The organism is Synergistes jonesii (genome assembly GCF_000712295.1).
GTDB classification, from domain to species: Bacteria; Synergistota; Synergistia; order Synergistales; family Synergistaceae; genus Synergistes; species Synergistes jonesii.
This window is the reverse complement of the sequence record NZ_JMKI01000037.1, coordinates 72265-85645: the sequence shown is the minus strand read 5'-3', so window position 1 is coordinate 85645 and position 13381 is coordinate 72265. Positions and strand designations below refer to the sequence as shown.

General features: G+C 60.8%; 16 protein-coding genes, 1 tRNA gene and 1 other RNA gene. 1 reads left to right on the top strand and 17 read right to left on the bottom strand.

The genetic code is table 11. The features are described 5' to 3' along the window. Positions 1–46 precede the first annotated feature (46 nt). The 15 genes from ffs to EH55_RS09365 form a co-directional block, all read right to left on the bottom strand. Positions 47–146, bottom strand: an RNA gene (gene ffs / locus EH55_RS13925) — signal recognition particle sRNA small type. Positions 147–219: 73 nt separating this feature from the next. Further along, positions 220–311, bottom strand: a tRNA-Ser gene (locus EH55_RS09430). 105 nt (positions 312–416) lie between these two features. Continuing rightward, positions 417–980 (bottom strand): hypothetical protein, encoded by a 564-nt coding sequence (locus tag EH55_RS09425; protein ID WP_037977121.1) that lies wholly within the window; start codon positions 978–980, stop codon positions 417–419. After that, positions 977–1690, bottom strand: a complete 714-nt coding sequence (rnc, locus tag EH55_RS09420; protein WP_037977119.1) for a ribonuclease III — start codon at positions 1688–1690, stop codon at positions 977–979. Before rnc ends, EH55_RS09425 begins: the two co-directional genes overlap by 4 nt. Before the next feature lies 1 nt (position 1691). Next, positions 1692–2939: a beta-ketoacyl-ACP synthase II gene (fabF, locus tag EH55_RS09415; protein ID WP_037977118.1), complete on the bottom strand. Its 1248-nt coding sequence runs from the start codon at positions 2937–2939 to the stop codon at positions 1692–1694. A 221-nt stretch (positions 2940–3160) separates the two neighbouring features. Further along, positions 3161–3412: an acyl carrier protein gene (gene acpP / locus EH55_RS09410; RefSeq protein WP_037977116.1), complete on the bottom strand. Its 252-nt coding sequence runs from the start codon at positions 3410–3412 to the stop codon at positions 3161–3163. Between the two features lie 85 nt (positions 3413–3497). Continuing rightward, the gene (gene fabG, locus EH55_RS09405) at positions 3498–4235 is read right to left on the bottom strand and encodes a 3-oxoacyl-[acyl-carrier-protein] reductase (protein WP_037977114.1); all 738 of its coding nucleotides are present in this window, start codon (positions 4233–4235) and stop codon (positions 3498–3500) included. Further along, complete coding sequence (gene fabD, locus EH55_RS09400) at positions 4225–5181, bottom strand: ACP S-malonyltransferase (protein ID WP_037977112.1); 957 nt, start codon at positions 5179–5181, stop codon at positions 4225–4227. The genes fabG and fabD overlap by 11 nt, the downstream gene beginning before the upstream one ends. Then, positions 5178–6125, bottom strand: a complete 948-nt coding sequence (gene fabK, locus EH55_RS09395; protein WP_037977110.1) for an enoyl-[acyl-carrier-protein] reductase FabK — start codon at positions 6123–6125, stop codon at positions 5178–5180. The genes fabD and fabK overlap by 4 nt, the downstream gene beginning before the upstream one ends. An 18-nt stretch (positions 6126–6143) precedes the next feature. Continuing rightward, positions 6144–7106 (bottom strand): 3-oxoacyl-ACP synthase III family protein, encoded by a 963-nt coding sequence (locus EH55_RS09390; protein WP_037977107.1) that lies wholly within the window; start codon positions 7104–7106, stop codon positions 6144–6146. Beyond that, positions 7093–8106 (bottom strand): phosphate acyltransferase PlsX, encoded by a 1014-nt coding sequence (plsX, locus tag EH55_RS09385; RefSeq protein WP_037977105.1) that lies wholly within the window; start codon positions 8104–8106, stop codon positions 7093–7095. The genes EH55_RS09390 and plsX overlap by 14 nt, the downstream gene beginning before the upstream one ends. After that, a complete protein-coding gene (gene fapR, locus EH55_RS09380; protein WP_037977103.1) occupies positions 8100–8690 on the bottom strand; it encodes a transcription factor FapR in 591 nt (196 codons plus the stop codon). Before fapR ends, plsX begins: the two co-directional genes overlap by 7 nt. A gap of 215 nt (positions 8691–8905) precedes the next feature. After that, on the bottom strand, positions 8906–9106 hold the full coding sequence (gene rpmF / locus EH55_RS09375) for a 50S ribosomal protein L32 (RefSeq protein ID WP_037977101.1): 201 nt from the start codon (positions 9104–9106) through the stop codon (positions 8906–8908). A 91-nt stretch (positions 9107–9197) separates the two neighbouring features. Next, the gene (locus tag EH55_RS13575) at positions 9198–9800 is read right to left on the bottom strand and encodes a YceD family protein (protein ID WP_201769368.1); all 603 of its coding nucleotides are present in this window, start codon (positions 9798–9800) and stop codon (positions 9198–9200) included. A gap of 14 nt (positions 9801–9814) precedes the next feature. Next, positions 9815–11014: an acetate/propionate family kinase gene (locus EH55_RS09365; protein ID WP_037977099.1), complete on the bottom strand. Its 1200-nt coding sequence runs from the start codon at positions 11012–11014 to the stop codon at positions 9815–9817. A gap of 75 nt (positions 11015–11089) precedes the next feature. On the opposite strand from EH55_RS09365, the gene EH55_RS09360 reads away from it, so the two are divergent. Continuing rightward, positions 11090–12301, top strand: a complete 1212-nt coding sequence (locus tag EH55_RS09360) for a tRNA(Met) cytidine acetate ligase (RefSeq protein WP_051682801.1) — start codon at positions 11090–11092, stop codon at positions 12299–12301. Between the two features lie 72 nt (positions 12302–12373). On the opposite strand, the gene coaD is transcribed toward EH55_RS09360, so the two are convergent. Beyond that, complete coding sequence (gene coaD / locus EH55_RS09355; protein ID WP_037977096.1) at positions 12374–12862, bottom strand: pantetheine-phosphate adenylyltransferase; 489 nt, start codon at positions 12860–12862, stop codon at positions 12374–12376. Further along, positions 12744–13346: an RsmD family RNA methyltransferase gene (locus tag EH55_RS13920; RefSeq protein ID WP_141730539.1), complete on the bottom strand. Its 603-nt coding sequence runs from the start codon at positions 13344–13346 to the stop codon at positions 12744–12746. Before EH55_RS13920 ends, coaD begins: the two co-directional genes overlap by 119 nt. Positions 13347–13381 lie beyond the last annotated feature (35 nt).

The window sequence follows — 13381 nt, the reverse complement described above, 5'->3', positions numbered from 1 at the left end:
AAAAAATCATTGCGCCCAAAGCGTGCCCGCAAAAATGCCCTTTACGGGCGGCCCAGCGGCCCCATGGCACCCGCAAGATTCCGCTTATCGCTGCTTCCTTCCGGACCTGACGAGGTTCACGGGCTTGCGCCGCATGGGACTGGGCAGCCCGTAAAGGGCATGCCGGCAAAATAACGTTCAGGAAGCCAAAACTCCCTGAACAAGCTGACGCCAAAAAAATGGCGGAGAGGATGGGATTTGAACCCATGGAGGAGTTTGACCCCCTCACTCACTTTCCAGGCGAGCTCCTTCGACCGCTCAGACACCTCTCCGCGCACCGTTCCGTCGTATCACCGACGGAGCAGATTATAGCTTATTACGCCGGTCATGTCAAAACGCAGGCGCAAAAGCCCGGCGCCCCACCCCGGCACAGGAAATCAGTACGTTTCGTTCTCCGTCACGCAGACGATCTCGCCCTCTGCGTTCATCGAGCAGCCGAATATCCTGGTTATCGAAAAGAGGGAGCGCTCCTCTTCTTTGCCAGACGCCGAGGTCTTCTGCAGGAAGTATCTGACTACGCTCCCGTCTTCGCGCCGGCGCGGCGGCACGAACGGCAGCCCCAGCGCCGCCGCCGAAGCGGAAAATGACGGCGCGTAGTAGAGGTCCGCGGTGACGCAGCTGAAATCGTAGTCGGGATAGATTTTTTCCAGCTCCGAGAAGAAATTTTGGGGAAGGGTGATGAGTGGTTCCTGTTTGGGAGGCGCGGAAGGCGAAAAAAGTTCACCAGCATTTGCGCCGAGCTCGCCCCTCAGCCAACTCCCCACCAGCGCCGCGGCTTGCGCTGCGGCGTTTTCTGCGCGCAGGCGCCGAGCCTCTTCGAGCTTTTCGTCGAAGAGGCTCCTCGCCTCGCGCAGAGCGAGGGTCGACGCGAATATCATCACGCCGGAAAAGAGCGCCGCCGTTACAAGGGCGAAGCCGCGTCTCTTCCCGTGCGCCCTCACTCCTTCGGCGCGCCTCGGCGGCCGCGCAGCTTTCCGAGCGCCTCGGCGGCCGCGGCGAACTCCGCCTCCTTAGTCGAACGTCCCCACTCTTCGGCGAAGAGCCTGTCCTGTATCGTCAGGCGCACCTTGAAGCTCGGCGCGTGCTCCGGGCCGGCGTGTCCGACCGTTTCGTAGCGGGGCACGCCCATCGCGTGCGCCTGCGTGTATTCCTGAAGCTCCGACTTGGGGTTTTTCGTTATCGTAGGGTCGCTTGTCTCCGGCTTCGTAGCGAGGAATTTCTCGACGACCGCGGAGGCCCGCGAGTAGCCCCCGTCGGCGAAGACCGCGCCGAAGAGCGCTTCCGCGCAGTCCGCCGCGATGGAATCGTTCGCTTCGCTTTTTTTGAAATTGTTGCCGAGCCGGATGAGATTTTTCAGCCCGACCTCCGCCGCCCACGCGCTGAGGCTCTCCTTGCAGACGATGCGCGCGCGCAGCGAAGTGAGCCGCCCTTCGTCGCAGCCCGGGTAAGCCGAGAAAAGCTTTTCCGACGCGGCGAGTTCGAGCACCGCGTCTCCCAGGAATTCGAGGCGTTCATTGAAGGGAACGGAATTCTCGTTGGCGTACGACGAGTGGGTCAGCGCCTCTTCGAGCAGCGCGCGGCTGGAGAAGCGATAGCCGAGCTTCCGCTGCAGCGACAGAAGGAGCTCCTCGCGCTCAGCGCCGGTTTTCATCTCAGTCGCGGCAGGCCTCTATCGCGAGCACGCCGTTGTGCCCGCCGAAGCCGAAGTTGTTGATCAGCGCGCGGCGGACGTTCGCGCGTAGCGGTTTGTTGGCGACTATGTTGAGCATGCACTCCGGGTCCGGGGTCCGGTAATTTATCGTCGGGTGGACTATGCCGCGCTCCAGCGCGAGCAGCGTCGCCGCGGTCTCGACGGCTCCGGCCGCTCCGAGCACGTGCCCTATCATCGACTTCGTAGAATGCACGAGAGTTTTTTTCGACAGCTCTTCGCCCAGCAGGCGTTTTATCGCCGCCGTCTCCATCTTGTCGTTGAGCGGCGTGGAGGTGCCGTGCGCGTTGATGAGGTCTATTTCGTCGGCGTGCCAGCCGGCCTTTCTTACGGCCATCTCCATCGCGCGGTAGGCCCCGTCCCCGTCCGCGTCGGGTGCGGTGACGTGGTGCGCGTCGCAGGAGAGGCCGTAGCCCGTCACCTCGGCGTATATGTGGGCTCCGCGCGCTTTGGCGTGCGAATATTCTTCGAATACGAAGATCGCCGCGCCCTCGCCGATCACGAAGCCGTCGCGCTCCGCGTCGAAGGGGCGTGAAGCGTGCTCGGGATCGTCATTTCTCGTCGAAAGCGCCTTGAGCGCCGCGAAGCCGGCGGAGGCGAGAGGGGAGACCGCCGCTTCCGAACCGCCCGCGAGTATGACGTCGGCGTCGCCGCGCGATATGCAGCAGCAGGCCTCGCCCATGCTGTTTATCGAGCTCGCGCAGGCGGTGACGACCGCCATGTTCGGCCCCTTCGCGCCGATGCGTATAGCCACGTAGGCGGCCGGCATGTTGACTATCATCATCGGGACGAGGAAGGGGCTGACGCGGCTCGGCCCCTTTTCGCTCAGGATGTGCAGGTTGTCTTCGAGCGTATGTATGCCGCCCTCGCCCGTGCCTATGTAGACGCCGAGCATGTTTTTGTCAAAATTTTCAAGGTCGAGCCCCGAATCCTCTATCGCCAGGTCGGTGCTCGCCGCCGCGAACTGTATCACGCGGTCGGTGCGGCGCGCTTCCTTCTTGTCGAACCACGCCTCCGGATTGAAATCTTTCACTTCGGCGGCTATCTTTACGGGATGCTTCGACGTGTCGAAGGATTCTATCAGCCCGACGCCGTTCTTTCCGCGCTCAAGCGCGCTCCAGAATGCTTCTTTTCCAATCCCTATAGGCGTAACGGCCCCGCAGCCTGTGATTACTACTCTCCTTGCGTTCACCGGTTGTCGTGCCTCCTCGATTTATAGATTTGCCTGCTTATACCGCAGAAATATTTAAAAGCTTCACTTTTGAAACAAACGTTTTTTGTTATAATGAACAGCAGCCGTAGTCAAACAGAAGAGTGCGCCGCGTCCGCGATTCCCTAAGTCGCAGGCGGTGGCCGGCGCATCTTAAAACATCAGGTCCGCCCCGCACGCGGCGGAGCAGACCTGAAGGGTTTTTAATCTTCGATTCCCAGCTTCGTCTTCACGTACTGCATAGCCTCGCCCACCGTCGTGAGCTTTTCGGCGTCTTCGTCCGGGATCTCGATGTCGAACTCTTCTTCGATGCCCATGATGAGCTCGACTATGTCGAGGGAGTCGGCTCCGAGGTCTTCCACGAACGAGGCCTCGGGCTTGATCTGATCCTCTTCGGCGTTGAGACGGTCTACGAGGATCTCCTTGAGTTTTTTCTGAACTTCTTCCATTTTCATTGCTGTTTCTCTCCTTTACGAGTTTGCTTTTTCGGTTTTTCGTTTATGCTTAAAGCCCGCAGACTTTACCATCTTTATACTTTTACTACATAGTTATGCCGCCGTCAACCGCTATGACCTGCCCCTGTATATAAGACGCGTCCTCCGAGGCGAGAAAGGCCGCGGCCTTAGCGACGTCCTGCGGCGTTCCGATGCGCGCCGCCGGTATCGCCTCGATGAATTTTGCACGCAGCTCCGGGGAGAGGGAGGCGGTCATATCAGTGTCGATGAAGCCCGGCGCTATCGCGTTCACGGTGATTCCCTTGGCGGCCACCTCGCGCGCGAGGCTCTTTACAAAGCCGAGCATCCCGGCCTTCGCCGCCGCGTAGTTGCACTGCCCGGCGCTGCCGCGCAGCGCGTTCACCGAGGATATCGCGATGATTCTTCCCCAGCGCCCCTTCAGCATCGGGCGCACGGCCTCCTTCGCGCAGATGAAGAGCGACTTGAGATTGGTCGCGAGCACGCCGTCCCACTCCTCCTCCTTCATGCGCATCAGAAGGGCGTCCTTCGTTATTCCGGCGTTGCAGACGAGTATGTTAACGGAGCCGAGGCTGGCGGCCGCGGCCGAGAACATCTCCTTTACCTCTGCGGCGTTCGAGACGTCCGCCTTAAACGCCGCGGCACGCCCGCCGCTTTTTATTATCTCCGCCGCTGCTTCGTTTGCTGCTTCCGCCGAGTGCGCGTAGTTCAGCGCGACGGCGCAGTCCTTCGACGCGAGCTCGAGGGCTATCGCGCGCCCTATCCCGCGCCCCGCCCCCGTCACGAGCGCGACCTTATCTTCCATCTTCCGCGCCCCTCAGATATTCCAACGCCGCGGCGAGCTCGTCGGCGTTCGATACGGGATAGGGATGCCTGCCACGGCATATTTTTCTTATGAGCCCCGAGAGGACGCTGCCTGGGCCGAGCTCGAAGTAATCCTCGACACCCGAGCGCTCCATCTCAAGCACCGACTGCGACCACATGACGGGCGAAAAGGTCTGGCTGAAGAGCGCGGCTCGGGCCTCGGAGGCCGTGCGTACCGCTTTTGCGCTGAAGTTCGCTATTATCGGGAACTTCGGCGCGCGCCACTCGACCTTTGCGAATTCTTCCTGCAATTCGTCCGCCACGCCGCGCATCAATTCGCAGTGGAAGGGGGCGCTTACGAGCAGAGGGACGACCCTCGCGGCAAATCTCTGCCCTATGATCTCTTCGGCGCGCGAGACCGCTCCCGCGTGCCCGGAGATGACTATCTGCTTCGGCGAGTTGATGTTGGCGGCCTGGCAGACCTCGCCCTGGGAGGCCTCTTTGCACACCGCCTCGACCTCCGGAAGCTCGAGGCCGATTATCGCCGCCATCGCGCCGACGCCGATCGGGACCGCGCTCTGCATCAGCCGCCCGCGCTTATGGACGAGCCGCACGCCGTCGGCGAGCGAAAGGGCTCCCGCCGCGACGAGCGCCGTATATTCGCCGAGGCTGTGCCCTCCCATGCAGAGCGGCTCCGGTTCGCGGCCGAGCTCCTGCGCGAAGGCGCGGTAAGCCGCGACGCTCACCGTGAGGATCGCCGGCTGAGTTATCTCGGTTCGCGCGAGCTCCTCCGGCGTTCCGCCGAAGATCACGCCGCTCAGCGAGAAGCCGAGCGCTTCGTCCGCCTCCTCGAATACCTTTTTCGAGACGTCCCAGCGTTCGTAAAAGTCCCGCCCCATTCCCGGATGCTGCGCACCCTGGCCGGGAAATATCATTGCGTATTTCATTCCGTATACCTCCGGGCTTCAGTGATTATTTTTTCCATCTGGGAGACGATCCCTCCTATTATTTCGGCCGCCGGCTCCACCGCCTTGACGAGCCCCGCCGACTGTCCCGCCATGAAGGAGCCCATCTCGGAATCCCCGTCGACGACAGCGAGGCGGAGCTTGCCGGCGCCGAACGCTTCTATCTCCTCCGGTGAGGCGCCGTTTTTCTCAAGCTCTTCGAACTGCTTGATGAATTTATTTTTCAGAGCGCGCACCGGATGCCCGAGCGACTGGCCCGTGACGGCCGTCGCGCGGTCGTTCGCCGCGATTATTTTTTTCTTGTAATTTTCGTGCGCGTTGCACTCGGAGGCGCAGACGAAGCGTGTGCCGATCTGTACGCCGCTCGCTCCCAGCGCGAAAGCGGCCGCCATCCCGCGTCCGTCGGCTATGCCGCCGGCGGCTATCACTGGTATCTTCACCGCGTCGGCGACCTGCGGCACGAGATTCATCGTCGTGATCTCGCCGATGTGCCCGCCGGCCTCCATGCCCTCGGCCACCACCGCGTCGGCCCCCTGCGCTTCGACGCGGCGCGCGAGGGCGACGGAGGCGACGACGGGTATTATCGTCGTGCCGAGGGGCTTGAGCTTCTCGATGACCTTGCCCGGCTGCCCGGCCCCAGTGGTGACGACGGGGACGCGGTGCTTCGCCGCTATCTCCGCCGCCTCCCGCGCGGTGGAGGACATGAGCATTATATTCACTCCGAAGGGCTTGTCGGTGAGAGTCTTTATTTTTTCTATCTGACGCTCCAGAAGCTCCGGAGGCATATTCGCGGCCGCGATTACGCCGAGCCCGCCGCCGTTGCTCACGGCCGCGGCTAAGTCCGCGTCGGCGACCCACGCCATGCCCCCCTGGATGATCGGATATTTCGTCTTAAGAAGTTTAGTTACCGCGTTGTTCTCGAACATTTTGTACATTATCTCCCCTTATGCCGAGTAGAGCAGGGCGCCGAGCGTCATGCCCGCTCCGAACGCGGCGAAGGCAATCTTTTCTCCGGCTTTTATGCGCCCGGCCTTCATCGCTTCGTCAAGATTTATCATAAGCGAAGCGGCGGACGTATTGCCGTACTTTTCAAGGTTGGCGAAGGTGCGCCCCTGCGGGACGCCGAGGCGTCTGAAGAGGGATTCGGTTATCCGTATGTTCGCCTGATGCAGCACCCAGAAATCTATATCGCGGGGGTCCGTCCCCGACTCTTTGCAGAAATTTTTTATGAAAGGAGGAAGCGCCGCGTTCACGAATCTGAAGACCTCCTGCCCCTTCATCCTGAGTTTCGCCGGATTCCCGCCGCCGCCTATTGTTATCAGGTCGCGCTTCGCTCCGTCGGCCGCGATCTTGCCGGAGATGAATCTGCCGCCTCCGGCTGCGGAGCGCGAAAGCACGCACGCGCCGGCGCCGTCTCCGAACAAAATCGCGCTGCTCCGATCCGTCCAGTCGATGACGCTTTCAAAACGCTCCGCGCCTATCACGAGCGCGTTCTCCCAGACTCCGCAGGAAATGCAGGATATCGCCGAGAGCATCGCCGTGAGGCTCCCCGTGCAGCCGGATATCACGTCGAAGGCGCCGGCTTTGGCCGCGCCGATCGTCCCCTGCACCGTCGCCGCCGAGCAGGGGCAGAGCGTCTCCGGCGAATTCGTAGACACTATCACGGCGTCTATCTCCCCGGGCGCCATCCCGGCGTCGTCGAGCGCCGCGAGCGCCGCCTTCGCGGCCAGGTCGCAGCAGTTTTCGCCCTCAGCGGCGAAGTGGCGTTCCTTTATGCCCGTGCGCTCTCTGATCCATTCGTCGCTCGTTTCCATTATTTTTTCAAAATCCGCGTTCGTCATCACTTTTTCCGGGATATATTTCCCCGTTCCGGCTATCCTGACCGGTATGCCTTTAATTATTGCCATTTTCTATACCCGATTCTATTGCCTCTCTTATTCTATCGACGCCGCTGCGTTCGATGAAATTCGCCGCTCCCGTTATCGCGTGCGATATCGCGTTCGCGCGCGAACGTCCGTGCACCTTGACGACGCTGCCGTTTACGCCGAGCACCGGCGCGCCGCCGTACTTTTCCCAGTCGAAGCGCCCCATCACGCGCTTCATCGCCGGCCACATGAAGAAGAGCCCTACCTTTGGAAGCAGATGATGCGTGTACTCTTCTCTGAACTGGCTGTTCAGCAGCTCGCCGACTCCTTCGGCGAACTTTATCAGCACGTTGCCGGTGAAGCCGTCGCATATGACGACGTCCGAGATGCCGGCCGGTATGTCCTTGCCCTCGGCGTAGCCCTGATAGTTCATCGAGCTTTTCTCTATCATTTCGCGCGCCGCCGCGATCGTCTCGTCGCCCTTCGTCGCCTCCTCTCCGTTGCAGAGCAGGCGGACCGACGGATTTTCCACGCCGATGAAAAGCTTCATGTAAATCGTTCCCATCTGCGCGAACTGCATCAGGTTTATCGGCTTGCAGTGCACCGTGCCGCCCACGTCCATCAGTATCGTCTTGCGGTTGACGACGGGGAGCAGCGCGCCGAGCGCCGGCCTGTCGATGCCGGGTATCCTTCCGAGCAGCAGCACGGCCCCCGCCGCTATCGCGCCCGTATTGCCGGAGGAGACGATGCCGTCGGCTTCTTTCGAGCGCACCATCTCAAAGCCCAGCACAAGGCTCGATCCCTTCTTCCTCCTTATGGAGAGCGACGGAGAATCGCTGCCCGTTATGACTTCTGTCGTGTGGACTATCTCCAGACGCGAGCGTACGCTTTTCTCCGCCTTTTCGACAAAAGGTCTTATTTTTTCGCTGTCGCCGATGAGGGCGATCGAAAGATGCGGTTTTTCCCTGCATGCAAGAATCGCGCCTTTGCACGGCTCCTCCGGAGCATGGTCCCCGCCCATCGCGTCAAGTGCTATCAGCATGTTCCGTCCTCCACTTTCTCGCTGCCGTAAGCGTCGACGGCGGCCACCACGAAGCGGCCGACGAATATTTCTCTCTCTCCTATGCGCGAATGGACGCTTACGACATATCTATTGTCTTTGTGAGTTCCTGCTTTTGATCGTGCTATGATTTTCTCTCCGAGGTAAGAGGGGCCGCAGAATTTGAGGCGCGCCGCCTCTACTACGACCATTTCGGCGTCGATCGTCGCGATGGCTAAAGACGCGGCCTGCGCGTAAATGTAGTAGTCGCCGACGAGCTCCGTCGTGCGGAAGGCCATATCGGGCGTCGGCATGAGCGTTGAGAGCGCCCAGTTGTTTGGCTCCAGCCCTATAAGTTCGCCGACTACTTCTTCGGCGCGCAGCGACTTGAGGCGGCTCGTCGCGTGCTCGGCCATCAGGCGCGTGCGCTCGCGCAGCTCGGGGATGGCGAGCAGCCCCCTGTCGAGACGCACCGTGCTCAAACTCACGCCGAGGGCCGAAGATATCTCCTCGTCGGTCAGGAGCGGGTTTGTCTCAATGAGCTTCACGAGCTGTTTGTGCCTTTTTTTTCTGCCTTCCGAGCGCATCGCACGATCCTTTCGCCGCATTTAAGAGCTGGTCATAACACCAAGGAATAAGATATTATAATCGCCTTTCATTGTCAATAGTAAAATTTCGTTTTCCGAAGCTTTTGGAGGCTGTTAAATATGATAATTTCCAATTATTAAGCGTGTAAGCGAAAAAATAATAAAAAAGGACGGCGGCGCCGTCCTGATTTTTCCTCCGTTATACGGAAAGATAGCTAATCCTTCGTCTTTTCCTCCGCGATCTTGAGCACCTGGCGGCCTCTGTAGTAGCCGCATGCCGGGCAGGCGCGGTACGTCTGGATAGTTTCGCCGCAGTGCTTGCAGATCGTGAGCTCCGGCGCGCTGAGGCCGGCGAGCCAGTGGGCCTTGCGGTTGTGCGTGCGCGCGTGGGATACCCTTCTCTTCGGTGTTGCCATCTTGCATGTCCCTCCTTAAATGAAGCCTGGCGTTGTATGATGACCGGCGGTGACGGTCAGCCGGAATATATCCAACTGGTCAATTCTATCACTATTTTTGATTTTTAGCAGTATCATTTCCCTTTCCCCGCATAAAATTTTTTAAAACGTCGAAGCGCGGGTCGCCGGCGTCTTTTTTACAGCCGCAGGGAGCCTCGTTCAGATTGGCGCCGCACTGCGGGCAGAGGCCGCGGCAGTCCGGGCGGCAGAGCAGTCCGCAGGGCAGAGAGGTTATCAGCGCTTCCCATATCATCGGGGCGAGGTCTATCTCGTCCTCCCACGAATCGAGGGCTATTATCTCTTCGTCGCCGTCGCTCTCAGGCTCCCCGACGGCGCGCTCCTCGCCGCGGCGCAGCGAGAGGACGTATCTGAGCTCTCCGCGAATCTTTTCCCGCGCCGGTTCCAGGCAGCGCGCGCATGGCGCGCTCACTTCCGCCTCCGTCGCGACGGTAAGGATGACGCGCCCCTCGGAGCGGTATGCGCGGAGCTCGACCTCCATATCCGAAAGAAGCGTGTAGAGCTGTCCCCAGTAGCTGACCGGCAGGCCGGCGCTTAAGGCGAAGCCGTCGCTGTAAAGAGTCCCGTCTTTGGGCACCGCCGAGAGCACGAGGCGTTCGCTCCAGCTCTGCGGCGCTTCTTCCAGATATTCCTTCATATTGCTCCCGTTTCTTACTTCGCTTCCGACGCGCACTTCAGCGTGTCGCGCGCGATGACCATCTCTTCGTCCGTCGGGACCACCATCACCGTCACCTTTGAATCCGGCGCGCTGATGATAGTTTCTTTTCCGCGGCAGTCGTTTTTCTTGGCGTCGATCTTGACGCCCATGAATTCCATATTATCGCATACCGCTTTGCGGAAAGTGATGCCGTTTTCGCCGATGCCGGCTGTGAATACGACGACGTCGACTCCTCCCATCTTGGCCGCGAAGCCCGCGATATATTTCTTGACGCCGTCGACAAGTATATCCCATGCCAGCCGCGCGCGTTCACAGCCCTTCTCAGCCGCCTCCTCGACGTCGCGAAGGTCGCTCGATATGCCGGAGACGCCTAAAAGGCCGCCCTTTTTGTGGACCTCGTCGCTTACCTTCTGCGGCGTGCCCAGCTGTTCCATCAGATAAATCATCACGGACGGGTCTATGTCGCCGCAGCGCGTGCCCATCAGCACCCCCTCGGCGGTGCCGTAGCCGAAGCTCGTGCCTACGGACATCCCGTCTTTTACCGCCGTGATCGAGCTGCCGTTGCCGAGGTGGCAGGTGACTATCTTGAGGTCCTTTATATCCCTGCCGAGTATCTCCGCCGCGCGCCGCGCGACGTACCCGTGGCTCGTCCCGTGGAAGCCGTAGCGGCGGACGCGGTTTTTCTCGTAATGTTCGTAGGGGATGCCGTATATGTAGGCCTTCGGAGGCATCGTCTGATGAAAGGCCGTGTCGAAGACGACGACGTTCGGCTTGCCGGGAAGGACTTCCATGACGGCCTTGAGCCCCTGCAGGTTCGCGGGGTTGTGGAGCGGCGCGAGGGGGATGACCTCTTCGATGCCTTTCAGCACGTCGGGTGTGACGAGGACGGATTTTGTGAACTTCTCGCCGCCGTGGACTATGCGGTGGCCGGTCGCGTAAAGCTCGTCGAGGTCCTTCAGAACGCCGTATTCGGGGTCGACTAAGATGTCGAGGACGTACTTGATGGCCGCGGTATGCGTCGGGAAGGGGGCTTCGCGCGTTACGGCGTCCATGCCGGTCTTCGTGTGCTTGATGCGCGAGCCCTCGATGCCTATGCGCTCGACGAGCCCCTTCGCCATTACCTTTTCGCCGTCCATTTCGATCAGCTGATACTTCAGTGACGAGCTTCCGCAGTTGAGAACGAGAATCTTCATTGGAACAGGATTGCCTCCCTTAATTTTGCGCCGCTCCTTTGTGGTATCCTATGGACGTCAAAGGAGGGCGTTTTTATGACTTCTCCCGTCGCCGGGATTACTGCCGAATATAATCCGCTCCACGTCGGACACGCAGGCCACATCGCGAGGGCGAGGGAGCTGTGCGGCGCGCGCGCCGTCGTCGCCGTGCTCTCCTCCGACTTCGTCCAGCGCGGCGAGCCCGCGCTGCTCGACAAATGGACGAGGGCGAAAATGGCGCTCGCCTGCGGCTGCGACCTCGTGCTCGAGCTGCCGGCGGTATTCTCCGCACACAACGCCGGAGTGTTCTCCAAAGCCGCCGTCGACACACTCGCGGCCGCCGGAGTCGTGACTCATATATCTTTCGGCGCGGAGAATCCGGAGCGCCTCACGGACAATATTATCGATATTCTACTAAATGAGCCGGAGCCTTTCAAGCCGTTGTTGAAAAAACATCTCGCAAGCGGCCTCTCTTTCGTCGAGGCGCGCGCCAGAGCGGCCGACGGGCTTCTGCCCGGCGCCGGCGCGCTGCTGGCCGGCAGCAACAACATCCTCGCGCTCGGCTATATGATGAGGATAAAGGAAAAAAAATATCCTCTGCGCGTCCTGCCGCTGAAAAGGGAAGGGGGCGCCTACAACAGCGGGGAGCTGGGAGGCGTCGCCAGCTCCGCCGCGATACGCGCGGCCCTCGCGCGCGGCGAAAAGGAGTCGGCTTTCGCCCAGCTGCCACCCCCTTCGCGCAGGATTTTGACGGAAGCGATGGAAGAAGGGCGCGCCTGCGCGGCGCACGGGCGTTATTGGAGCGTCCTGCGCGCGCTGCTGATTCGCTTGGAGCCGGAGGAGCTCGCGCGCTGCGCGGAAATTTCCGAGGGCGCCGAGCACAGGATGATCGCTGCGGCGCGGGAGGCGAAGACTTTTGAAGAGTGGACGGACGCCTGCGTATCGAAGCGCTATCCGGCCGGCAGGGTGCGCCGCGCCGCGCTCCACGCGCTGCTGGCGCTCGGCCACTGGACGAACAGGGCGGCGCAGCGCCTCGGCCCGCCGTATATACGCCCGCTCGCGATGAATTCCGCGGGGCGCGCGCTGCTGGCGGAGATGAAAAAAACGTCGCGGCTCCCCATAGTCACGACTTACGGGCAGGCCGCTCGGGTGTCGCGATACGCAGCCGAAGTAGCGCGCCGCGAGCTGCTGGCCTGCGAGCTGTGGGAGGGGACGATCCCCAACGGCAGCTTCGGCGTCGAGCATAAGAGGAAAATAATAATCTGCTGAAGCCGAACGAGCGGCGCACGCAAAACGCCCGCCGCCCCGAAGAGGGCGCGCGGGCGCCGTCCCGTAAAAAACCTACAGGTTGTTCGGCGGTATCCTTTCCCTGAGCCTTCTGTAAACGCCGGGGGGCACCATTTCGCGCACCGCGCCGCCGAACTGGAAGGCGGCCTTTATCGCGCGGCTCGACAGATACGAATACCTCGCGTCGGTCGCGATGAAGAACGTCTCTATCTCCGGAGCGAGCTGTCTGTTCATCTGCGCGAGCTGGAATTCGTATTCGAAATCCGACAGCGCGCGCAGGCCGCGGATTATTATCCTGCTCTGCTGCTGGCGCATGAAGTCGACGAGAAGCCCGTTGAAATATTTTACGCTGACGTTCGGCAGATGCACGAGCGCTTCGCGCGCCATGATCTGCCTCTCCTCCTCGCTGAAGGTGGACTGCTTTTCAGGGTTCACGAGGACCGCGACGATCAGCTCGTCGAAGAGCGCCGCCGCGCGTTCCGATATATATATGTGCCCGTTCGTTATCGGGTCGAACGAGCCCGGGTATACCGCTCTGATCATTTTCTTCCCTCCTGTAGAGTGTAAGGACCGCGCCTCCGTACCTTCTCTCTTCGCGCGCCCATCCGGGCGCTATATCCGCGGCCTCTTCCTCCTCCGCGTGTTCGAAAATTATAACGCCGCCAGCGGCCAAAATCCCTATATTCTCCGCGATGAGCCGGGGGAATTCTTTTCCCCAGCCGAGCTTGTAGGGAGGGTCGGCGAATATTATATCGAAGCTTTCTCCCCTTTTTGCGAAGCGTGATACGGCGCGGCGCGCGTCCATGCGCAGGCACGTCAGCCGGCGCGGAGCCCTTTTTGCTATTTCGGCGTGCCGCGAGCGCTCGGCTTCGACGCAGACGACGGGGGCGGCGCCCCTCCTGTGGGCTTCCAGCGCGATCTGCCCGCTGCCTGAAAAAAGGTCGAGGAAGCTCCTGCCGTTTATGTTCCCCAGTATGTTGAAAAGGGCCGATTTCACGACGCCCATGGTAGGACGCATTTCTTTCACTTTTTTCACCGCCTCGAATGTCACGTAAAGAGTAT

Coding starts and splice junctions, on each gene's coding strand:
- rnc (WP_037977119.1), bottom strand. CDS start 1,690: ATGAAAACCGGCGCTGAGCGCGAGGAGCTCCTTCTGTCGCTGCAGCGG.
- acpP (WP_037977116.1), bottom strand. CDS start 3,412: ATGAAAATGGAAGAAGTTCAGAAAAAACTCAAGGAGATCCTCGTAGAC.
- fabG (WP_037977114.1), bottom strand. CDS start 4,235: ATGGAAGATAAGGTCGCGCTCGTGACGGGGGCGGGGCGCGGGATAGGG.
- fabD (WP_037977112.1), bottom strand. CDS start 5,181: ATGAAATACGCAATGATATTTCCCGGCCAGGGTGCGCAGCATCCGGGA.
- fabK (WP_037977110.1), bottom strand. CDS start 6,125: ATGTTCGAGAACAACGCGGTAACTAAACTTCTTAAGACGAAATATCCG.
- EH55_RS09390 (WP_037977107.1), bottom strand. CDS start 7,106: ATGGCAATAATTAAAGGCATACCGGTCAGGATAGCCGGAACGGGGAAA.
- plsX (WP_037977105.1), bottom strand. CDS start 8,106: ATGCTGATAGCACTTGACGCGATGGGCGGGGACCATGCTCCGGAGGAG.
- fapR (WP_037977103.1), bottom strand. CDS start 8,690: ATGCGCTCGGAAGGCAGAAAAAAAAGGCACAAACAGCTCGTGAAGCTC.
- rpmF (WP_037977101.1), bottom strand. CDS start 9,106: ATGGCAACACCGAAGAGAAGGGTATCCCACGCGCGCACGCACAACCGC.
- EH55_RS13575 (WP_201769368.1), bottom strand. CDS start 9,800: ATGAAGGAATATCTGGAAGAAGCGCCGCAGAGCTGGAGCGAACGCCTC.
- EH55_RS09365 (WP_037977099.1), bottom strand. CDS start 11,014: ATGAAGATTCTCGTTCTCAACTGCGGAAGCTCGTCACTGAAGTATCAG.
- EH55_RS09360 (WP_051682801.1), top strand. CDS start 11,090: ATGACTTCTCCCGTCGCCGGGATTACTGCCGAATATAATCCGCTCCAC.
- coaD (WP_037977096.1), bottom strand. CDS start 12,862: ATGATCAGAGCGGTATACCCGGGCTCGTTCGACCCGATAACGAACGGG.